This window comes from Kitasatospora sp. NPDC048722 (genome assembly GCF_040650235.1).
Lineage (GTDB): Bacteria > Actinomycetota > Actinomycetes > Streptomycetales > Streptomycetaceae > Kitasatospora.
This window is the reverse complement of the sequence record NZ_JBEZGX010000013.1, coordinates 103307-122478: the sequence shown is the minus strand read 5'-3', so window position 1 is coordinate 122478 and position 19172 is coordinate 103307. Positions and strand designations below refer to the sequence as shown.

18 protein-coding genes and 1 riboswitch are annotated in these 19172 nt (G+C 74.0%); of the genes, 8 read left to right on the top strand and 10 right to left on the bottom strand.

Features of this window, described 5'->3' with window-relative positions; genetic code table 11:
* Positions 1 to 19 precede the first annotated feature (19 nt).
* The 3 genes from AB0C76_RS12840 to AB0C76_RS12830 all read right to left on the bottom strand — a co-directional run bounded on the left by AB0C76_RS12840 (position 20) and on the right by AB0C76_RS12830 (position 2496).
* Positions 20 to 1129: a hypothetical protein gene (locus AB0C76_RS12840; protein ID WP_359963762.1), complete on the bottom strand. Its 1110-nt coding sequence runs from the start codon at positions 1127 to 1129 to the stop codon at positions 20 to 22.
* 111 nt (positions 1130 to 1240) lie between these two features.
* Positions 1241 to 2128: a M56 family metallopeptidase gene (locus AB0C76_RS12835; protein WP_359963760.1), complete on the bottom strand. Its 888-nt coding sequence runs from the start codon at positions 2126 to 2128 to the stop codon at positions 1241 to 1243.
* Positions 2125 to 2496: a BlaI/MecI/CopY family transcriptional regulator gene (locus AB0C76_RS12830; protein ID WP_359963824.1), complete on the bottom strand. Its 372-nt coding sequence runs from the start codon at positions 2494 to 2496 to the stop codon at positions 2125 to 2127. Before AB0C76_RS12830 ends, AB0C76_RS12835 begins: the two co-directional genes overlap by 4 nt.
* A gap of 174 nt (positions 2497 to 2670) precedes the next feature.
* A riboswitch (M-box (ykoK) riboswitch) is annotated at positions 2671 to 2857 on the top strand.
* Positions 2858 to 3231: 374 nt separating this feature from the next.
* On the opposite strand from AB0C76_RS12830, the gene AB0C76_RS12825 reads away from it, so the two are divergent.
* From AB0C76_RS12825 to AB0C76_RS12815, 3 genes are all read left to right on the top strand, one after another.
* Positions 3232 to 4878 carry an NRAMP family divalent metal transporter gene (locus AB0C76_RS12825; protein WP_359963759.1) on the top strand — a complete coding sequence of 549 codons (1647 nt, stop codon included), beginning with the start codon at positions 3232 to 3234 and terminating at the stop codon, positions 4876 to 4878.
* A gap of 109 nt (positions 4879 to 4987) precedes the next feature.
* Positions 4988 to 5722, top strand: a complete 735-nt coding sequence (locus AB0C76_RS12820; protein ID WP_359963757.1) for an MgtC/SapB family protein — start codon at positions 4988 to 4990, stop codon at positions 5720 to 5722.
* 48 nt (positions 5723 to 5770) lie between these two features.
* Positions 5771 to 6442, top strand: a complete 672-nt coding sequence (locus AB0C76_RS12815; protein WP_359963755.1) for a YoaK family protein — start codon at positions 5771 to 5773, stop codon at positions 6440 to 6442.
* Positions 6443 to 6454: 12 nt separating this feature from the next.
* Here AB0C76_RS12815 and AB0C76_RS12810 read toward each other — a convergent pair whose 3' ends face one another.
* Together AB0C76_RS12810 and AB0C76_RS12805 are read right to left on the bottom strand one after the other, a co-directional pair.
* Positions 6455 to 7000, bottom strand: a complete 546-nt coding sequence (locus AB0C76_RS12810; protein WP_359963753.1) for a hypothetical protein — start codon at positions 6998 to 7000, stop codon at positions 6455 to 6457.
* Between the two features lie 59 nt (positions 7001 to 7059).
* On the bottom strand, positions 7060 to 7716 hold the full coding sequence (locus AB0C76_RS12805) for a hypothetical protein (RefSeq protein WP_359963751.1): 657 nt from the start codon (positions 7714 to 7716) through the stop codon (positions 7060 to 7062).
* Between the two features lie 429 nt (positions 7717 to 8145).
* On the opposite strand from AB0C76_RS12805, the gene AB0C76_RS12800 reads away from it, so the two are divergent.
* The 3 genes from AB0C76_RS12800 to AB0C76_RS12790 are packed head-to-tail and all read left to right on the top strand — an operon-like array spanning position 8146 to position 11626.
* The gene (locus AB0C76_RS12800; protein ID WP_359963749.1) at positions 8146 to 8670 is read left to right on the top strand and encodes a PadR family transcriptional regulator; all 525 of its coding nucleotides are present in this window, start codon (positions 8146 to 8148) and stop codon (positions 8668 to 8670) included.
* Positions 8667 to 9389 carry an ABC transporter ATP-binding protein gene (locus tag AB0C76_RS12795; RefSeq protein WP_359963747.1) on the top strand — a complete coding sequence of 241 codons (723 nt, stop codon included), beginning with the start codon at positions 8667 to 8669 and terminating at the stop codon, positions 9387 to 9389. The genes AB0C76_RS12800 and AB0C76_RS12795 overlap by 4 nt, the downstream gene beginning before the upstream one ends.
* A complete protein-coding gene (locus AB0C76_RS12790) occupies positions 9386 to 11626 on the top strand; it encodes an FtsX-like permease family protein (protein WP_359963745.1) in 2241 nt (746 codons plus the stop codon). The genes AB0C76_RS12795 and AB0C76_RS12790 overlap by 4 nt, the downstream gene beginning before the upstream one ends.
* A 65-nt stretch (positions 11627 to 11691) precedes the next feature.
* On the opposite strand, the gene AB0C76_RS12785 is transcribed toward AB0C76_RS12790, so the two are convergent.
* Together AB0C76_RS12785 and AB0C76_RS12780 are read right to left on the bottom strand one after the other, a co-directional pair.
* Positions 11692 to 12180 carry an NUDIX domain-containing protein gene (locus AB0C76_RS12785; protein ID WP_359963744.1) on the bottom strand — a complete coding sequence of 163 codons (489 nt, stop codon included), beginning with the start codon at positions 12178 to 12180 and terminating at the stop codon, positions 11692 to 11694.
* 20 nt (positions 12181 to 12200) lie between these two features.
* Positions 12201 to 13685 carry an SDR family NAD(P)-dependent oxidoreductase gene (locus AB0C76_RS12780; protein ID WP_359963823.1) on the bottom strand — a complete coding sequence of 495 codons (1485 nt, stop codon included), beginning with the start codon at positions 13683 to 13685 and terminating at the stop codon, positions 12201 to 12203.
* A gap of 329 nt (positions 13686 to 14014) precedes the next feature.
* Here AB0C76_RS12780 and AB0C76_RS12775 point away from each other — a divergent pair, with 329 nt between their 5' ends.
* A complete protein-coding gene (locus AB0C76_RS12775) occupies positions 14015 to 15454 on the top strand; it encodes a GuaB1 family IMP dehydrogenase-related protein (protein ID WP_359963742.1) in 1440 nt (479 codons plus the stop codon).
* On the opposite strand, the gene AB0C76_RS12770 is transcribed toward AB0C76_RS12775, so the two are convergent.
* The 3 genes from AB0C76_RS12770 to AB0C76_RS12760 all read right to left on the bottom strand — a co-directional run bounded on the left by AB0C76_RS12770 (position 15415) and on the right by AB0C76_RS12760 (position 17992).
* The gene (locus AB0C76_RS12770) at positions 15415 to 16224 is read right to left on the bottom strand and encodes a DUF5995 family protein (RefSeq protein ID WP_359963740.1); all 810 of its coding nucleotides are present in this window, start codon (positions 16222 to 16224) and stop codon (positions 15415 to 15417) included. The genes AB0C76_RS12775 and AB0C76_RS12770 overlap by 40 nt on opposite strands.
* A 231-nt stretch (positions 16225 to 16455) precedes the next feature.
* A complete protein-coding gene (locus AB0C76_RS12765; protein ID WP_359963738.1) occupies positions 16456 to 16845 on the bottom strand; it encodes a DUF3224 domain-containing protein in 390 nt (129 codons plus the stop codon).
* Positions 16846 to 16951: 106 nt separating this feature from the next.
* Positions 16952 to 17992, bottom strand: a complete 1041-nt coding sequence (locus AB0C76_RS12760; protein ID WP_359963736.1) for a PP2C family protein-serine/threonine phosphatase — start codon at positions 17990 to 17992, stop codon at positions 16952 to 16954.
* A gap of 196 nt (positions 17993 to 18188) precedes the next feature.
* Here AB0C76_RS12760 and AB0C76_RS12755 point away from each other — a divergent pair, with 196 nt between their 5' ends.
* Complete coding sequence (locus AB0C76_RS12755) at positions 18189 to 19145, top strand: RluA family pseudouridine synthase (RefSeq protein ID WP_359963734.1); 957 nt, start codon at positions 18189 to 18191, stop codon at positions 19143 to 19145.
* Positions 19146 to 19172 lie beyond the last annotated feature (27 nt).

Below are 19172 nucleotides of genomic sequence, written 5' to 3'. Positions count from 1 at the left end.
CCGGGCCCGCCCCTTCGGGTCAGTTGGCGATGATCTGGAGCGTCCCGTCGCTCCCGATGCTGCCGGTCACGTAGAGGGTGTGGCCGTCGGGGCCGACCGCGAGGCCGTCGAGCTGGTCCTCGTCGGGGGAGATGGTCTCGGCCGCGACCGCGCTGCCGGAGGCGGTGTCGACGGAGAGCACCGACGGGCCGGCGCTGTAGTCGTTCTTCTCCACGTAGAGGCGGGTGCCGTCCGGGCTGACCTGCGGGGCGCGCAGGTCGGCGAAACCGCTGACCAGGGTGAGGTGCCGGGTGACGGTGTCGCCGGCCGGGTCGATCACGTCGGCCTGGCCGCCCTTGTAGCCGGAGGCCACCGCGAACAGGCGGGTGCCGTCCGGGCTGAAGACGGGGTAGTAGTCGAGCGCCCCGGCGGTGCCGCTGACGGTCCCGACCAGGGTGGGCGTGGCGCCCGCCGTGCCGACGTGGAAGACGCCGGCGTCGCCGCCGACGTACAGGTCGTGCCCGCCCGGCCGGAACGCGGCGGTGCCGGTGAAGCCGGTGGGCACCTGCACGGAACCGGTGAAGGCATGCTGGGCGGTGGAGAACGCGACCACCCGGCCCTGACCGTACTGGCGGTAGGCGGTGGGCCCGTTCTGGACGACGTAGGCGGTGGCGCCGTCGGGGCTCACGGTGAGGCCGGTGAGCGTGCCCGGGTTCCAGCCGGCCTGGCGCGGCTGGTCGGGCAGCGCGGTGGTGGTGAGCACGGTCAGCGTGGCGGTGTCGAGCACTGTGAGCTGCTGCCCGTTCGCGACGTACAGGCGGGTGCCGTCCGGGGAGAGCCCGGCGACCAGGCCGAGCTGGGTGGCGCCGAGGGTGGCCTGCCGGGTGACGGCGTCGCTCCGGGTGTCGACCGCCTTGACCTGGACGGCGTTGCCCGTCCCGGTCACCACGACGTACGCCGTGGTGCCGTCGGGGCTGACGAGCGGCTGGGCCTGGTTGTGGCCGACGGTGATGATGCCCTCGGTGCCGGAGACCGGGGCGGCGGCCTGGGCGGCGGTGCCGGTGAGTGCCAGGACGGCGGCGGCAGCAGCGGCCACGGCGGTCGTGCGGGTGTACCTGCTGATCGAACTCTTCGAAGTCTTCGCGGTCATCTCGGTTGTCGATCCCCCTTTGGCGCACCGCACGGTGCGGTGCCGGGGCAGGTTAACCGATCTTCCTGGGAGTCTGATGGACGGTCAGTGGACGGAGGGCGACGCCCGGGCTCACGGATGCGGCGCACAGGCCAACAGGTAGGGGAGCAGCGGGACCGCCACCACCCCGGCCCACCACGCCGCTCGGCGCGGGCGCCGGCCGCCCCCGGGGCGCGCCAGCCGCCGCACCCGGGTGAGCACCCCGGTGGCCGCGACCCCGAGGGAGCCGCCCGGCGGCGCCGGGGAGGTGGCCAGGGCGCAGAGCGCGGAGGCGAGTTCGGTGCGCGACACCCGGGCGAGCGCCGCGTCGTCGGCCGCCATCTCCAGCAGCAGCGCCACCTCCGCCCGTCCCAGGCGGGCCAGCGGCAGGCGGCCGAGGAGGAGCGCGAAGGCGTCGGCCGGCAGCCGGAGCAGGTGGTGCCGCCCGCGGATGTGCTCGCGTTCGTGCGCGACGGCGGCGGCGAGCTGGCGCTCGTCGAGGAGTTCCAGGGCGCCGCGCGAGACCACGACCCGGCTGCGGCGGCCGGGCAGGCAGTAGACGGCCGGGTGGGCGTGCTCCAGCACCAGCGCGTTCCAGCGCCGGTCGCGCACCGCGACGAGGTCCAGCACCTTCCGGTGCCGCCGGCGAGCCCGTCCGGCCCGCGCGCCGACGGCGGCCACCACCGCGGCGAGCCCTGCGGCCCCGGCGGCGAGCAGCCACCAGTCGTGGGTGTGCGGGGCCAGCGGCGGGGCCGGTTCGGCGTGCGGGAGGAGCCCGAGCAGTCCGGCGGGCTCGTGGGCGAAGGGTTCGACGGCGTGGTGGGCGGCGAGCAGCAGCGCGACTGCGAACGAGGCCATCAGTGCCAGCCACAGGGCGGTGCCCGCCACCGGGTGCGCCTGGAGCCGGGCCGAGCCGGCCAGCCGGCGCGGCAGTGCGAGACCGGTCGCGGCCAGGTAGAGGCCGAGCAGCGCGAGGGTCACCGCTCGTCGTCCCGGGCCTTCACCTGCTCCAGTGCGGCCAGCAGCGCGGAGGCCTCGTCGCCGGTCATGGCGTCGACGAAGTGCAGCAGCGCGCCGGTGCGGTCGTGGGTGGTCTCCAGCGCCTGGTGCATGAGCCGGGCGGTGTACGCCTCGCGCGTGCAGGTCGGCTCGTACACCCAGGCGCGGCCGACCTTGTCCCGGCGCAGCCAGCCCTTGGTGTGGAGGATGTCGGCCACCGTGGTCACGGTGGTGTAGGCGACCGGCCGCTGCTGCTGGAGGTCGTCGACCACCTCGCGCACCGTGGCCGGCCGGCCCCAGGACCAGAGCCGGTCCATGATCTCGGCCTCAAGGTCGCCGAACCCGCGCAGCACCGCCCGTTTCCCCTTCCTCGCCGCCGCCGTCTGGAACGGCGCCCATGGTACGGCGTTCGACGTCGCCGACGTCCTGCGTCCTCCTGCGTCAAAGTTCTACAAAGGTGTCGAAGGAAACCGGAAAAGTGGCCCACGGCGATCCGCACGGGGGTATGCTCTTCGAGGTTTGAAGAGGCACCTCGTTCGGTGAGGCGTCTTCACGGACACAGGCCACTGACCCGACGACGTCGAGAGACGCCCAGGTTCAGGACAGATCTTCCCGAGTTAAGGGTTGATCCCAAGTGGCTTCCCCGCAGCGCCCGTTGCGGCCGGGGATTACGCCGTGAAGTGCCAAAGCTCTGACGAGTTGGGGTGTACCGGTCGACGGGACCGGTCCGCTCCTTGCCGTGTCGCGATGCGGCGCACAGTCGGTGCGCCCCCCGGCCGGGAGGAGGCGAGAAACATGGACTGCAGTAGTCCGGGCCACAGTCGCCCCTGCCCCCGCATGCTCTCGTACACCTCCGGCACGCGGTAACAACCTTTCCTGCGAACGCTCCGTCAGGCGCTCCGTGGTGCGCTCAACCATGCCCTGACGCAAGCGACTTGACGCACCGTCATGTCAGCGCGACGCCCGAGACCGGCCTTGTCCCGGCTCGCGCCGCCGTGCGGCCCGGTGTCGCGCGTCCGCAGGGGGGATTACTGCTGCGTGCCCCCTGACGGCCCCCTCAAGGCAGGGGGCGGGGAGGACCCACCATGGCGAACGCCATGCTCGACCCGAAGGTTCCCGCCGCTCGCAGCGCGGTGCTGGACGACGCGCACATCGGTGACATCAAGGGTGCCCTCGGCACCATCAGGCTGGACGACGACGCGCCCCGCCGGGGCCTCTCGGTGCGGCTGAAGACGCTGCTGGCGATCATCGGCCCGGGCCTGATCGTCATGGTCGGCGACAACGACGCCGGCGCCTTCTCCACCTACGGCCAGGCCGGCCAGAACTACGGCACCCAGCTGCTGTGGACCCTGCTGATGCTGGTCCCCGTGCTGTACGTCAACCAGGAGATGGTGCTGCGCCTCGGCGCCGTCACCGGCGTCGGCCACGCGCGGCTGATCCTGGAGCGCTTCGGCAGGTTCTGGGGCGCGTTCAGCGTCATCGACCTCTTCCTGCTCAACGCCCTGACCCTGGTGACCGAGTTCATCGGCGTCACCCTCGCGGCCGGCTACCTCGGCCTGCCGAAGGCCGCCTCGGTGGTCCTGGCCGCCGCGATCATCATCGCCTCGGCGTTCACCGGCTCCTTCCAGCGCTTCGAGCGGGTCGCCGTCACGCTGTGCGCCGGCTCGCTGCTGCTGGTGCCGATCTACTTCATGGTCCACCCGAAGACCTCGCAGATGGCCCACGACTTCGTGGTGCCGAGCATGCCGGGCGGTTCGGGCCGGCTCGCGGCGGTCATGCTGGTGATCATCTCCATCGTCGGCACCACCGTCGCCCCCTGGCAGCTGTTCTTCCAGCAGTCGTACGTCATCGACAAGCGCATCACCCCGCGTTTCATGAGGTACGAGAAGGTCGACCTGTGGATCGGGATCGCCGTGGTCATCGTCGGCGCCGCCGCGATGATGGGCCTCACCGCCGCCGCGTTCGCGGGTACCGACGGCTTCGGCCAGTTCTCCGACGCGGCCGCCGTCGCCAGGGGCATCGAGGACAAGGCCGGCCGCCTGGCCGGTGTGCTGTTCGCCGTCGCCCTGCTGGACGCCTCGATCATCGGCGCCTTCGCGGTCTCGCTCTCCACCGCCTACGCCGTCGGCGACGTCTTCGGCATCAAGCACTCGCTGCACCGCGGCGTGAAGGGTGCCAAGGGCTTCTACGGGATCTACGCCGGCCTGGTCGTGGTCGCCGCGGCGATCACGCTGCTGTCCACCGAGTACACCCAGGGCCTGATGACGCAGTTCGTCCAGGTGCTCGCCGGCGTGCTGCTGCCCTCCGCGACCGTCTTCCTGCTGCTGCTCTGCAACGACAAGGCCGTCCTCGGCCCGTGGGTCAACGGCCCGAAGACGAACGCCTTCACCTCGGCCGTGGTCGGCGTGCTGGTCATGCTGTCGCTCATCCTGACCGCCGCCGTCGTCTGGCCGGACATCAGCTCGGACGCGATCCTGTGGATCATGGCCGGCTGCGGCGTGGCGGGCGTGCTGGTCGCCGGGTACTTCTTCACCTTCGGCCGCAGCGGCACCAAGGAGGACCCGATCGACCGCACCGGGCGCGGGAACTGGCGGATGCCCCCGCTGGAGTCCCTGGAGAAGCCGGTCATGTCCACCGCCCGCAAGGTCGGCATGGGCGCCCTGCGTGCCTACCTGCTGATCGCGATGATCATGGTCATCATCAAGGTCGTCCAGACCGCCCTGGGGCACTGAGCCGCCGGAAGCCCACCGAACGGACGGGGGCGGGCTGAGGTCCCGCCACCCGTCCGTTCCGTTCCTCCCCCTCCCGTCCGCCCGCAGTCTCTCCGTAGGAGGTGCCGCCGTGCACACCCTGACCACCGCCGAGTTCCTGGTCCGGCTGGCCACCGGCGTCGCCTGCGGCGCCCTGATCGGCGTCGAACGCCAGTGGCGCGCCCGGATGGCCGGCCTGCGCACCAACGCCCTGGTCGCCGCCGGCGCCACCCTGTTCGTCCTCTACAGCGAGGCCGTCGGCGACACGGGCAGCCCCACCCGGGTCGCCTCGTACGTCGTCTCCGGCATCGGCTTCCTCGGCGGTGGCGTCATCCTGCGCGACGGCGCCGGCGTCCGCGGCCTCAACACCGCCGCCACGCTGTGGTGTTCGGCCGCCGTCGGGGTGCTCGCCGCGTCCGGCAAGCTCCGACTCGCCGTCCTCGGCACCCTCGCCGTGCTCGCCGTGCACCTGGTGCTGCGCCCGGCCGGGCGGCTGCTCGACCGCGCCCCGCAGGCCGGCAGCGACCCGGACTCCACCAACCGCGCGACCGTCCACCTGGAGTGCGACCGCAAGTCCGAGGCGCACATCCGGGCCCTGCTGCTCCAGTCCCTCGCCGCCTCCGGGCTCACCCCGACCGGCCTGCGCGCCCGCCGCGCCGACACCGGCGAGGCCACCAGCCTGCGCGCGACCGTCGCCGTCCCCGGCCAGGTCGCCCCCGCGCTGGAGCAGGTCGTCACCCGGCTCTCCCTCGAACCGGGCGTTCGCGACCTCCACTGGCGCGTCGAGGACGAATCGGACGACCCCGGCGCCCCGGCGCTCGCGTGAGGGAGTAGAACGGAAGGACCGTCAGACCGCCCACCACCAGGAGGCCCGATGCTCACGCCCGACCCCAGGCACGGGCCGCTCGTGCCGCTGCTGCTGGTGCTCACCGTCGTCACCGGCGTGGTAGACGCGGTCAGCTACCTCGCGCTCGGGCACGTCTTCGTCGCCAACATGACCGGCAACGTGGTGTTCCTCGGCTTCGCCCTGGCGGGCGCGGCCAACCTCTCCGCGACCGCCTCGCTGGCCGCCCTCGCGGCCTTCCTCGCCGGCGCCCTGGCCGGCGGGCACCTCGCCGGACGCCTGCCCGAGCACCGGGGACGGCTGCTACGGGCGGCGGTCGTGGCCCAGGCGGCGCTCGTCGTCGCGAGCACCGTCCTGGCGGTGGCGGCCGGGCACACCGCCGGCCCGGTCCGCTACGCGCTGATCGGGCTGCTCGCCCTGGCGATGGGCGGCCAGAACGCGGTGGTGCGCTCGCTGAAGGTGCCCGACCTGACGACGACGGTGCTGACCATGACGATCACCGCCCTCGCCGCCGACCGCTCCGGCCCCCGCCGGCTGGCCTCCGCGGTCTGGATGCTCGCCGGGGCCCTGCTGGGCGCCCTGCTCGTCCTCCACGCGAACGTCCCGACGGCGCTGGCCCTGGCCTCGGCCCTCCTGATCGCCGTCGCGGCCGTCCTCCACCGCCCCTCCCGCACCACCCCGCCCTGGGCGGCGCGGCCCTGACCGGGGCGTGTCTCAGGGGTGGTAGATCTCCTTCATCGCCGTGATCTTCCCCTGCTCGTTGCGGTGGACCGCGAAGTAGGGCGTGCTGGCCAGCTTGTACGTGGCCAGCTCGGCCGGCGTGATGGTGCGCTCCTTCGTGCCCTTGCCGGTGAACTCGACCACCTGCACCACCGCGTTCCTCGTCAGCTGATAGCCCGTGGCGTCGCCGGTGGGCGTGTACTCGACGAGCTCCTCGTTCTCCGCCTGGTAGCCGCAGCTCACCGGTGTCAGGTTCACCTTGGTCACCCCGCCCGTGGTGGTCGCGGAGTCGAACTTGACGAAGTCCGGCCGGGCCGGGTCGGGGTGACAGGGCTTGAGCGCGGCCGAGGCGGTCGGTGCGGGCGTGGCGGGTGCCGCGCTCGCCGTGGGGGCGGGTGCGGGTGCTCCGGAGGCGGCCGTGGTGGGCGCCGGCGGGGCGGCCGCGGGCGCGGGGTCCGGGTCGTCCGGCCCGCAGCCGGTGACGAGTGCGGCCAGGCCGAGCGCGAGCGCGGCGGCCAGAGCGGTGCGACGGTTGTTCATGTGCGGTCCCCCGGGTGCGGTTGGCTGACGGGGGAGACGCGGATCGGCCCCGGTCGGTTTCAGTCGTCCTGCCGGTGGCCCGCGCGGCCGCTCCAGAGGGGTTCGAGCCGGGCCCAGGAGCGCGTCCAGGACTCGTCGGACCGCCGTTCGAGGGCACGGAGCCGGAGCCGGAGCCCGACGACGACGAGCGCCACGAGGGCGAGCAGGGTGCCGGCGCCGATGCAGGCGGCGGAGACGGCGACGGCGGCACGGTCGAGCGGGGGAGCGGCGACGGCGCCGCCGGGGTCGACCCAGATGCGGACGGTGCTGCCGACGGCCGCCGTCCGGGGCGCCTGGACGGTGCCGGTGTGCGGCTGCCCGTCGGGGTACGTCCAGCCGGCCTCGGCCTCGACGCGGCTGTCGTACCCGCCGCCGGCGAACCGGCCGCCGGAGGAGCCGTGTTGGGGCGGCCCGAGCACGACGGCGTCGACCTGGTGGAACCGGCCGTGGTCGGCGGAGGCCTGGGATGCGGCGGAGCGGTAGCTGGCGAGGGCGCCGGCGGTGGCGAGGGCGAGGGAGAGCAGCAGTCCCAGGGCGGCGACGGTCCAGGCGCGGGCGCGGGAGCGGTCCACGGACCGGGCGAGCGGTTCGCGCCGTCCGCCGAGGGCCCGTCGCAGCTGGCGGCCGATCCGCCGCGGGAGCGACGCGGGCCGGGCCGGGCGGGGGCTGCTGGACACGATGACGGCTCCTCAGAAGCGGTGGGGCTGTGTGGTGGTGAGCGGCGTTCCGTTACCCAATGTCCACCCCGTGCCCGCCCGGGCACAAGTGCCGTGCGGGTTCGCACGAACGCGGCGCGTGACGGCCGGGCACCGGTGGCGGTGGAGGTGGCGGCGGCCGCGACGGCCGGAACCGGGTGACCGGAACGGGACGTTCGGCCCTCGGCAGGGCGGTGCGGGCGGGGCAGGCTTGGTTCCGGTCGCGCCTCCCGTGCCTGGGCGCGGCCGGCCCGGTTCGCGTGGGGGCGTCGGGCCGTGGTGTGCGGCAGGGGGCGGGTGTGGGGCCCGCCCCCTGCCCGCCGTGTCCGGGGTTCTGACGTCGCGCCAGGTCACCGGCTTGTTCTCGCCGGATATACACTCAGAGTATACGCGTGGGGTATGGTCCTCCCCATGAGTGTTCCCTTGACCCTGCTCGGGCTCCTGGAACGGGAGCCGAGCCACGGCTACGACCTCAAGCGCGACTACGACGCCCTGTTCGGCCGCGGCAAGCCCCTCCCGTACGGCCAGGTCTACGCGACGCTCGGCCGCCTCGCCCGCGACGGCAAGGTGGTCGCCGGCGAGGCGGAGCCCGGTGACGGACCCGAGCGCAAGCGCTACGTGATCACCGAGACCGGCGCTACGGAGTTCGAGACCTGGCTGACCGAACCCGTCGCGCCCGAACCCAACCTGCAGAGCACCCTGTTCACCAAGGTCGTGCTCGCCCTGATGCTCGGCCGCGACGCCCAGGACTACCTGGACACCCAGCGCGCCGCCCACCTGCGCCGGATGCGCGAGCTCACCGACCTGCGCCGCACCGGCCCCCTGGTGGACGCCCTGCTCGCCGACCACGGCCTGTTCCACCTGGAGGCGGACCTGCGCTGGATCGACCTCACCGCCGCCCGCCTGGGCGCCCTCGCCGCGGAGGTGCGGCGATGACCGCCGTGATCGAGGCCCGCGACATAGCCCTGTCCTTCGGGGAGACGCCCGCGCTGCGCGGGGCCAGTCTCTCGGTCGAGGCCGGCGAGGTGCTGGCCGTCATGGGCCCGAGCGGTTCGGGCAAGTCGACGTTATTGCACTGCCTGGCCGGCATCCTGGTGCCCGACGCCGGAGAGGTGCACTTCGACGGACAGCGGATCGACACCATGGCCGAGGCCCAGCGCAGCGCGCTGCGCCGGGACCGCTTCGGCTTCGTGTTCCAGTTCGGCCAGCTGGTGCCGGAGTTGACGGCCGAGGAGAACGTCGCCCTGCCGCTGCTGCTGAACGGCGTGCGCCGCGCCGCCGCGCTGGCCGACGCCCGGCCGTGGTTCGCCCGGCTCGGCCTGGACGGCCTGGAGAAGCGCCGCTCCGGTGAGCTGTCGGGCGGTCAGGCGCAGCGCGTCGCCCTGGCCCGCGGTCTGGTGGCCCGCCCGCAGGTGCTGTTCGCCGACGAGCCGACCGGCGCCCTGGACTCGCTGACCGGCGAGCAGGTGATGGACCTGATGGTCGTCTCGGCCCGCGAGCAGGGCACGACCGTCGTCCTGGTCACCCACGAGCCCCGTGTCGCCGCCTACGCCGACCGCGAGGCGATCGTGCGCGACGGCTCGGCCCGGGTGCTCCCGGCGGGACCGTCGGCGGGGCAGGCGGCCCGGCCGTCGACGGGACCGGTGGCGCCGTGATCGCCTTCTCGCTCCGCCTGGCCGTCAGCGGCGGCCGGGAGGCGCTGGCCCGGCTGGCGATGATCGCGGCGGCCGTCGCGATCGGCGTCGGCCTGCTGCTCTCCACGCTCGCGAGCGTCAACGCGATCGGCCGGGCCAACGAGCGCCAGCTGTGGATGAATTCGGGCACCAGGAGCCGTGCCGAGGCGCCGGCCGCCGTCGACCCGCTCTGGTGGTACGCGCACGGCGACTTCTACGACGGCAAGGAGGTCTTCGAGGTCGAGGTCGCCCCGACCGGGCCCGCCTCGCCCGTCCCGCCGGGTCTGACCGGACTCCCGGCCCCCGGCGAGTACTTCGCCTCGCCCGCGCTGGAGAAGCTGCTGCGCGACGTCCCGGCCGTCCAGCTGGGCGACCGCTTCCCCGGCCGGCTGGCCGGCACCCTGGGCGACGCGGCGCTGCCCTCCCCGGACAGCCTGACGGTCGTCATCGGCCGCACGGCGGACCAGGTCAAGGCGGGGCCGCGGGCCCGGCAGATCACGACGATCGCCACCACCCTGCCCGCCGACTGCGACAACGACTGCTTCGGCCACGGCGTGCGCGGCGACGCGATGACGCTCATCCTCACCGTGGTGGCCGGCGCGCTGATCTTCCCGGTGCTGATCTTCATCGGCACCGCGACCCGGCTGTCCGCCGCCACCCGCGAGCAGCGCTTCGCCGCGATGCGGCTGGTGGGCGCGACTCCCCGGCAGGTCTCGGTGATCTCGGCGGTCGAGTCCACGGTCGCGTCGGTGGCCGGGACGGCGCTCGGCTTCGCGCTCTACGCGGCGCTGCGCCCGCTGGTGGCCGACGTCCCGTTCACCGGGAGCCGGTTCTTCACCTCCGACCTGACCCTGACCGCCCCGCAGGTGCTCGGTGCCGTGGTGGGCGTGCCCGTGGCGGCGGCGCTCGCCGCCCGGTTCGCGCTGCGGCGGGTCACGATCTCGCCGCTGGGCGTCTCCCGCCGGGTGACGCCGAAGCCGCCGCGCGCCTGGCGGGTGGTCCCGCTGCTGGCCGGGCTCGGCGAGCTCGGCTACTTCGTCGACCACCGCCCGCCGACCACCAACGGTCAGTCGGCGGCGTACCTGACCGGCTTCCTGCTGGTGATGCTCGGCCTCGTGGTCGCCGGTCCGTGGCTGACGATGGTCGGTGCCCGGGCGGTGGCCCGGCGGACCAGCCGGCCGGCCTCGCTCATCGCGGTGCGCCGCCTCGCGGACGATCCGAAGGCCGGGTTCCGCGCGGTGGCGGGCCTGGTGCTGGCGCTGTTCGTGGTCACCTCGACGGTGAGCGTCATCGGCACGATCAACGCCAACCGCGGTGCGCTGAGCGGCGATCCCGAGGTCCGCAAGGCCGTCGTCCACGCCCCGTCGTTCGACCTGTTCCGCTCGGACGTGATGGGCGCCGTGCCCGACTCCCTGCTCGCCGCCGCGCGCGCCGTGCCGGGCTTCCGCGGCCTGGCGCTGGCCCACGACAACCCGGCCGGGTTCGGCCGGGAGTACCACGGCTCCCAGCCCGTGCCCGCGCCCGCGCTGGTGCTCTGCTCGGAGCTGGCGCAGGTCCCGGTGATCGGTCACTGCGCGCCGGGCGCGGCCGTCGCCCTCGTCCCGCTCTGGCAGTTCGTCGATCTGCGGGAGGCGAGCTCCCAGGAGTGGCCCGCGGCTCCGGTCTCCGCGCAGGACGCCGCCGCGCTGCCGGTGCGCATGGTCTACACGACCACCGACGGCTCGTCGGCGGCCATGGAACAGCTGCGGACGCTCTTCACCAGGGCCTACCCGACGTACGAGGCGCGGATGGCCGTCGACTGGGGCACCGTGTCGCAGAAGCAGCTCCAGGGCTGGCGCCAGCTCGCGAACGTCGTCCTGCTGACCACCCTGCCGATCGCCGGGTGCAGCCTCGCGGTGAGCGTGGTCGCCGGACTCTCCGACCGCAGGCGGCCGTTCGCCATCCTGCGGCTGACCGGGGCGCCGCTGCGGTTGCTGCAACGGGTGATCGGGCTGGAGAGCGCGCTGCCGCTGCTGGTGGTCGCGGCGGTCTCGATCGGGACGGGCTTCGCGGCGGCGGCGATGTTCCTCAAGTCGCAGATGGAGTACGACCTGGTGTCGCCGGGCGCGCTCTACTGCGGGCTCACGGGCTTCGGCCTGCTCGCCTCGCTCGGCATCATCGCCTCGACGCTGCCGCTGCTGAGGCGGATCACCGGGCCGGAGGCGGCGCGCAACGGCTGACCGGCGGCCGGTTGTTCGGTGTCCCGGGGCGGCAGGGGAGCCCCGGGACACCGGCGCGTTCGGGCTCAGCCGATCCGGTAGCCGTGCGTGCCGGGGCGGCGCACCCCGTCCATGCCCGGCAGCCACGCGCCGAGGACGAGGGCGGACGGGTAGAACATGGGCTCCGGCAGGGCGTCCACCGGGAAGCGCTCCCAGCCCGCGCACGCGTGCGGCTCGGTGACCAGCGCCTCGGCGAGGCTCGGCGGTGCCAGCACGGCGGCGGTCAGCCGGGGCCGGCCGAGCTCGTGATCGAGCAGCACGGCCAGCACCCGCATCCCGTCGGCCGGCAGCACGATGCCGGTCTCCTCGGCGAGTTCGCGCGCCGCCGCCTGCTCGAAGGACTCGCCCGGGGCCTCCACCTTCCCGCCCGGCAGGCTCCAGGTGGGCGGCTCCCCGGCGGTCGTGCGGCGCCCGAGCAGCACCCGGCCGTCCCCGGTGGGCACGATCACGCCGGCGCCGAGCATCGGCGCGACCGCCGGGGCGGGCACCGTCGGTGCGGTTGCTGAGGAGGTCAACTCGCGGTCTCCTTCGGGGGTTACCAGTTGGCGCGCTCGTAGTCCTTGAGGAAGCAGCCGTACAGGTCCTCGCCCTGCTCGCCGCGCACGATCGGGTCGTAGACCCGGGCCGCGCCGTCGACCAGGTCGAGCGGGGCGTGGAAGCCCTCGTCCGCCAGGCGCATCTTGTCCGGGTGCGGGCGCTCGTCGGTGATCCAGCCGGTGTCGACGGCGGTCATCAGGATGCCGTCGCTCTGGAACATCTCCTGCGCGCTCGTGCGGGTCAGCATGTTGAGCGCGGCCTTCGCCATGTTGGTGTGCGGGTGGCCGGCGCCCTTGTAACCGCGGGAGAAGACGCCCTCCATCGCGGACACGTTCACCACGTACTTGCGGCGCGACGCGGACGCGGCCATCGCCGGGCGTAGCCGGCTGATCAGGATGAACGGCGCGGTGGAGTTGCAGAGCTGCACCTCCAGCAGCTCCATCGGGCCGACCTCCGAGACGGTCTGCACCCAGCTGTTGGTGTCCGCGAGGTCGGGCACCAGGCCGCCGGCGTCGATCGCGGTGCCGGCCTCGATCCGGGCGGGCGTCGCCGAGCCGGTGACGAGCGCGAGCGAGGTGACGTCCTCGGCGGCCAGCCGCTGTTCGGCACCGCTCCCCTGGTGGGGGAGCGCGGGCAGGTCGACGCTGCCGCTGCCGAAGCGGCCGATCGTGGTCGCCTGGGGGAGCTCGCCGGCCGGCAGCGGCGCGGACTCGGCGGCGACCAGCTCGCGGTAGGACTCCGGCGGGCGGCGCACGGTCTGCGCGGCGTTGTTGATCAGGATGTCCAGCGGGCCGTCGGCGGCGACCTCGTCGGCCAGCGCCATGACCTGGGCCGGGTCGCGCAGGTCGATCCCGACGATCTTGAGGCGGTGGATCCACTGGTCGCTGTCGGGCATCGCCTTGAAGCGGCGGATCGCGTCGTTGGGGAAGCGGGTGGTGATCGTGGTGTGGGCGCCGTCGCGCAGCAGCATCAGCGCGATGTACATGCCGATCTTGGCCCGGCCGCCGGTGAGCAGCGCGCGCTTGCCGGTGAGATCGGCGCGGGCGTCCCGACGGGCCCGGTTGAGCGTCGCGCAGGGCTGGCACAGGTTGTGGTAGAAGGCGTCGACCTCGACGTACCGCTTCTTGCAGGTGTAGCAGGAGCGGGGCCGCTCCAGGATGCCCGCGATCTCGGTCGTGGTGACGGTGGTGAGGCCGAACGCGCCGGCCGTCTCGTCGTCGATCCGGGTGGGCGCGCCGGTGGCGGTGCGGGCGGTGACCGCGCGGTCGTTGGCGGTCTTGCGGGCCCGGGTCTCCTGGCGGCGGCGCTGCTTGAGCGTGCGGAATATGCCGCCGACGGCCTGGCGGACGGTGATCGCGTCCGGGTGGTCGACGTGCAGCTCGTCCAGCTCCGCGATCACCTCGAGACAGAGCCTCAGGCGTTCGGGGTCGAGGCCGGGACCGTAGTCGGTCTCCTCTCCGGTCTCCTCCCCGGTGTCCTTCACCAGGCCCTCTTCGAGGTGCTGTGCCGCTACTTGCTGATCGATGCCCACGCCCGCTGCCGTTTCCCGTTTCGCCTCGCCGTTACCGCGTGAATGCTACGGGAGTCGCCCCGGCCGGGGCGAAAAGTCGATCGTTTGGATGATCATCCAAGTCTACGCGCGAAGCTTTGATCTTGGTTTGTGCACAGCGCCAGCAATCGTCCCCGAACTGGCTTTTGTCCCGACCCTCCCGGAGAATCGAATGTTGGGTGCCGGGCGCCCGAGTGCGCCCCGGCGGCACCGCCGCAACCGCACCCGAGGTGTACCTTCTCCCAGCCAGAGAGCCCCATTTCATGCGCTTCCTGAACGACCTCAAGCCCTCGTACGACCTGACGTACGACGACGTCTTCATGGTCCCCAGCCGTTCCGCCGTGGGCTCCCGGCAGGCAGTCGACCTCTCCTCGAACGACGGGACCGGCACCACCATCCCGCTGGTCGTCGCCAACATGACCGCCATCGCGGGCCGCCGGATGGCCGAGACCGTCGCCCGCCGCGGCGGCCTGGTCGCCATCCCCCAGGACATCCCCACCGAGGTCATCGCCGAGGTCATCGCCTGGGTCAAGCGCCGCCACCTGGTGTTCGACACCCCGATCACCCTCGCCCCCGGCGCCACCGTCGCCGAGGCCCTGTCGCTGCTGCCCAAGCGCGCGCACGGCGCCCTCGTGGTCGTCGAGGACGGCAAGCCCGTGGGTGTCGTCACCGACTCCGACTGCCAGGGCGTCGACCGCTTCACCAGCCTCGCCGACATCATGTCCCGCGACCTGCTGCTCCTCGACGAGGACGTCGACCCGCGCGCCGCCTTCGAGAAGCTCTCCGAGGCCCACCGCAAGCTCGCCCCGGTCGTCGACGCCGAGGGCCGCCTCGTCGGCATCCTCACCCGCAAGGGCGCGCTGCGCGCCACCCTGTACACCCCGGCCGTCGACGCCGCCGGCAAGCTGCGGATCGCCGCCACCGTCGGCATCAACGGTGACGTGGCCGGCAAGGCCAAGGCCCTCATCGAGGCCGGCGCCGACGTGCTGGTCGTCGACACCGCACACGGCCACCAGGAGAGCATGATCAGCGCCCTGCGCGCCGTGCGCGGCCTGGACCCGCAGATCCCGATCGTGGCCGGCAACGTCGTCTCCGCCGCGGGCGTGCGCGACCTCGTCGAGGCGGGCGCCGACATCCTCAAGGTCGGTGTCGGCCCGGGCGCCATGTGCACCACCCGCATGATGACCGGCGTCGGCCGCCCGCAGTTCTCCGCCGTCCTGGAGTGCGCCGCCGAGGCGCGCCGGCACGGCAAGCACGTGTGGGCCGACGGCGGCGTCCGCCACCCGCGCGACGTCGCCATGGCGCTGGCCGCCGGCGCCTCCAACGTGATGATCGGCTCCTGGTTCGCCGGTACCTACGAGTCCCCGGGCGACCTCCAGACCTCCGCCGACGGCCGCCAGTACAAGGAGAGCTTCGGCATGGCCTCGGCCCGCGCCGTGAGCAACCGCACCGCCCAGGACTCCACCTACGACCGTGCCCGCAAGGCGCTGTTCGAGGAGGGCATCTCGCACTCCCGGATGTTCATCGACCCGGCCCGCCCGGGCGTCGAGGACCTGATCGACTCGATCGTGGCCGGCGTGCGCAGCTCCTGCACCTACGCGGGTGCCAACACGCTGGAGGAGTTCCACGAGAAGGCGATCGTCGGCGTCCAGAGCGCGGCCGGCTACGCCGAGGGCAAGCCGCTGCACTCCAGCTGGGCCTGATCCGCACGGGCGGAGCGCCCGCCCGCCCCGGTGCTGTCGGCGGTGCTTGCGTCGACGTGTCCGACCACCGGCCGGTTCCGCGCTTCGGGGAGCCGGCCGGCGGCCGTTCCGGTGGCCGGGTCGTCGTCCAGGCCGTCGTCGAGGCCTTCGTCGAGGCCTTCGTGCAGGCCGTGGTGGAGCCCGAGCGGCAGCAGGAGCGCGCGGCCGAGCAGCCCGACCGAGCCGTCCAGCGCGGCGGCGAAGGCGTGCGCGGCGCACGGCACCCGGCGCAGCTCCCACAACGCCCGCACCGCCGACCAGGCCGCCTCGCGGGCGGCGTCCACCGACCAGGCGCCCAGCAGGTGCGCGAGCGGTGCGGCCGGCTCCGGCAGCCCGTGCGCGCCCAGCAGCTGCTCCCGGACGGCGGCCTCCACCTCGGCGAGCACCCCGTTGACCCGGTGGTAGTCGTCCTCGACGTCCTCCGGTCCGCAACCGAGCCGCCCGCACGTGTCCAGGACGGCCAGCGGGAGGTCGTGCTGGATGTGGGCGTTCATCCCGGCCAGGGCGAACTGCAGCGGGTGCACTCCGGCGTGGGCGCGCAGCTCGAACAGTGGCCGCCAGCAGGCGGGCGGCTCCCGCCCGGCGGCGTCGGCCGCCACCGCGAGCAGGTATCGCCCCGCGAACACCACGTCCAGCTCGGCCACAGCCGCCGGATCGGCGAAGTACGGACCGCCGAGCCGCTCCCGGACGGCCTCCGTGACGGTGAGGTAGGCCCGGTTGAACACCGCCACCCCGTCCTCCGGCGGCAGCCCCCGCCCCGAGCGCTCGCAGACGGGCGACCACCCCGTCGACGGTGCCGTCCGTCGCTCCGCCGCCCGCCGCCGTGCCGTTCGCTCCTGTGCTCGCCGCCGCACCGGGCATGCGCCACCCTCCGATGTCGATCGTGCACTGATCGCATCATCGTGGCAGTGCTCCCGGCCGCCCGGAGCGCGCGGCGCGCAGCCGACCGGGGGACAGCGGCGTCAGCCCAGCTCGTACTCCAGGACGTAGGTGTGCGCGCCGTCCTCGCCGACGGTCAGGTGGAACTCCCCGGTGAGCCCGGCCAACTCGCCCGAGCCGGAGCCCGGGACGACGCGTATCGTCACACCGGTGGTGTCCCAGGCGGCGTGCTGGAGCACGAACGAGCCCTTCCGCCCGTCCAGTTCACCCGTCACGTGCTCCACCGCGACGTACGAGGCCGGCGCGCCCGCGGCGTCCCCCACGGACGTCATCCGCACCTCGCTCGTGCCGGTGATCCCGCCCGTGAACGTCTTGGCGATCCGGATCCGGCCGAACGCCGCACCCGCCCGCTCCTCCGTCTCGACCGGCTCGAAGGCGGTCAGCTCGAACGCCCCGCTCGCCCTGTGCCCCATGGCCCGCTCCCCTCGACGAACGTCTCCGCGACCGACACCCCGCCGACCGCGATCAGAGCCTTGCACACGGCACTGACAATCGCGCCCCGCGCGATGAATTCCCTGGTCAGCGCTCCGCGCGCTGCTCCCAGCGGACAGCGAGCAGCGCCGCGTCGTCCGCGAGCCCGGCCGGTCCCACCCAGTCGTCGACGTCCGCCAGCACGCCGTCCAGCAGGTCCGCCGGCTGCCCCGCGTGCACGCCGGGCACCCGTTCCGCCAGCGGGTAGAACACTCCGTCGGCATTCCGGGCCTCCGAGACCCCGTCGGTGTACAGGAGCAGCAGATCGCCCGGTCGCGGCGCGAAGCGCCCCACCGGGTACCGGCCGCCGGTCAGCCCGAGCAGTCCCAGCGGCGGCGCCGCCTCCTCCGGCTCCAGCTCGCTCACCACGCCCGCGCGGCGCAGCAGGGGGTGCGGATGGCCGCAGTTCACGACAGTCACCGGCTCCCGGCCGGTCGGCACGCTCAGCAGCAGCGCGGTCGCGAACCGTCCGTCGCCCGGCCGCGCGGCGAGCGCCGCGTCCAGGCGCTCCGCGAGCCGCCCGAGGTCGGGCTCGGTCCGCGCGCCCTCCCGGAACACCCCCAGCACGTCCGCCGCCGTCTCCACCGACGGCAGCCCGTGCCCCTGGACGTCCCCGAGCAGGATCCGCACCCCGAACCTGGTGTCGAGGACGGCGTACAGGTCCCCGCCGATCCGCGCCTCGGCCGCCGCCGCCACGTACCGCACGGCCAGCCGCAGCCGGCCGATCCGCTCCGGCGGCGGCCGCAGCAGAGCCCGCTGCGCCGCCTCGGCCACCGTGCGGACCTGGAACAGCTCCCGCTCGCGCGCCGCCACGAGCAGCACGTTGGCGGCGCTGGCCAGCGTCGCGGCGAGGACGGTCACCAGCACGCTGATCCGGACGGCCGTCGGCAGCCGCTCGTTGGCGGTCTCCAGCGCGCCCACCGCCAGCAGTGCCGCCGCACCGACCAGGAGCGGCACCCGCGCCTTCCTGGTGGTGGCCCCGGCCAGCACCGGAGCGACCGCGAGCAGTGGCGAGAGCGTCGTGCCGGGCCCGCTCACCAGGTCGGCCACGATGGTCCCGGCCAGCAGCAGGAACGCGCCGTACAGCAACCCCCGTGTCCGCCGCGGCAAGTGCAACGGCGGCAAGTCCCCCGGCTCGTCCTCCTCCTCGATCACCCCTCCACTTTCCCCGCGCCCCCGAAACCCGGCACCTCGACCCGCCGTGCGCCACCCGCGCGGACAGGGGACTCCGGCTGCGCCCCCGTCGGCCGGGCCGTCAGCCGCCCGACTAGGCTGGGGGACCGAGATGAGACGCAAGAGCCGCCGCCCGGCCTCCCCCCTCCCGCAGCGCAACGGTGTGGACCCCGTGCACCTGCGGCTGCCGATCGAGGGGCCCTGGGAGACCGTCCGGGCGTACCTCGTCGAGCGGCTCGCCGCCGTCGGCGCGGCGCGCGTCGACGCCGCGCTGCACGGACGGGAGATCGTGGGCGAGGACGGGCCGGTCGCGCCGGACGAGCCGTTCCGGCCCGGTGGACACCTGTGGTTCTACCGGGACCTCCCCGACGAGGTCCGGGTGCCGTTCGAGCTCGCCGTCGTGCACCGCGACGAGCACCTGGTCGTCGTCGACAAGCCGCACTTCCTGGCCACCACCCCGCGTGGCAAGCACGTCGTCGAGACGGCCCTGTCGCGGCTGCGGCACGGCCTCGACCTGCCCGCGCTCAGCCCCGCGCACCGGCTCGACCGCCTCACCGCCGGGCTCGCCCTGTTCGTCGTGCGGCCCGAGGAGCGCGGCGCGTACCAGACGCTCTTCCGCGACCGGCTGGTCCGCAAGGAGTACGAGGCCGTCGCGCATTTCGACCCCGGGCTGGACCTGCCGCGTACCGTCCGCAGCCACATCGTGAAGGAGCGCGGGGTGATCGCGGCCCGGGAGCTCGACGCCCCGCCGAACAGCGAGAGCCGGATCGACCTGCTGGAGCGGCGCGACGGGCTCGGCCGCTACCGGCTCCGGCCGCTCAGCGGGCGCACGCACCAGCTGCGGCTGCACATGTCCGGCCTCGGCGTGCCGATCCTGGGCGACCCGGTGTACCCGGTGGTGCTGCCCGAACCGGCCGCGGACGACTTCCGTCGGCCGCTCCAACTGCTCGCCTCCGTCGTGGAGTTCACCGATCCCGTGACCGGTCGCGAGCACCGCTTCGAGAGCCGGCGCACCCTGGCCGCCTGGACCGACCCGGAGAGCTGGGCGGCCGGGGCCGAGGGCTCCTGACGGTCTAACCCCAGCGCCCTAGGACCA

Excerpts from the sequence above, each read along its gene's own strand:
- AB0C76_RS12840 (WP_359963762.1), bottom strand. The coding sequence starts at position 1,129 with ATGACCGCGAAGACTTCGAAGAGTTCGATCAGCAGGTACACCCGCACG.
- AB0C76_RS12825 (WP_359963759.1), top strand. The coding sequence starts at position 3,232 with ATGGCGAACGCCATGCTCGACCCGAAGGTTCCCGCCGCTCGCAGCGCG.
- AB0C76_RS12815 (WP_359963755.1), top strand. The coding sequence starts at position 5,771 with ATGCTCACGCCCGACCCCAGGCACGGGCCGCTCGTGCCGCTGCTGCTG.
- AB0C76_RS12810 (WP_359963753.1), bottom strand. The coding sequence starts at position 7,000 with ATGAACAACCGTCGCACCGCTCTGGCCGCCGCGCTCGCGCTCGGCCTG.
- AB0C76_RS12800 (WP_359963749.1), top strand. The coding sequence starts at position 8,146 with ATGAGTGTTCCCTTGACCCTGCTCGGGCTCCTGGAACGGGAGCCGAGC.
- AB0C76_RS12795 (WP_359963747.1), top strand. The coding sequence starts at position 8,667 with ATGACCGCCGTGATCGAGGCCCGCGACATAGCCCTGTCCTTCGGGGAG.
- AB0C76_RS12775 (WP_359963742.1), top strand. The coding sequence starts at position 14,015 with ATGCGCTTCCTGAACGACCTCAAGCCCTCGTACGACCTGACGTACGAC.
- AB0C76_RS12765 (WP_359963738.1), bottom strand. The coding sequence starts at position 16,845 with ATGGGGCACAGGGCGAGCGGGGCGTTCGAGCTGACCGCCTTCGAGCCG.
- AB0C76_RS12755 (WP_359963734.1), top strand. The coding sequence starts at position 18,189 with ATGAGACGCAAGAGCCGCCGCCCGGCCTCCCCCCTCCCGCAGCGCAAC.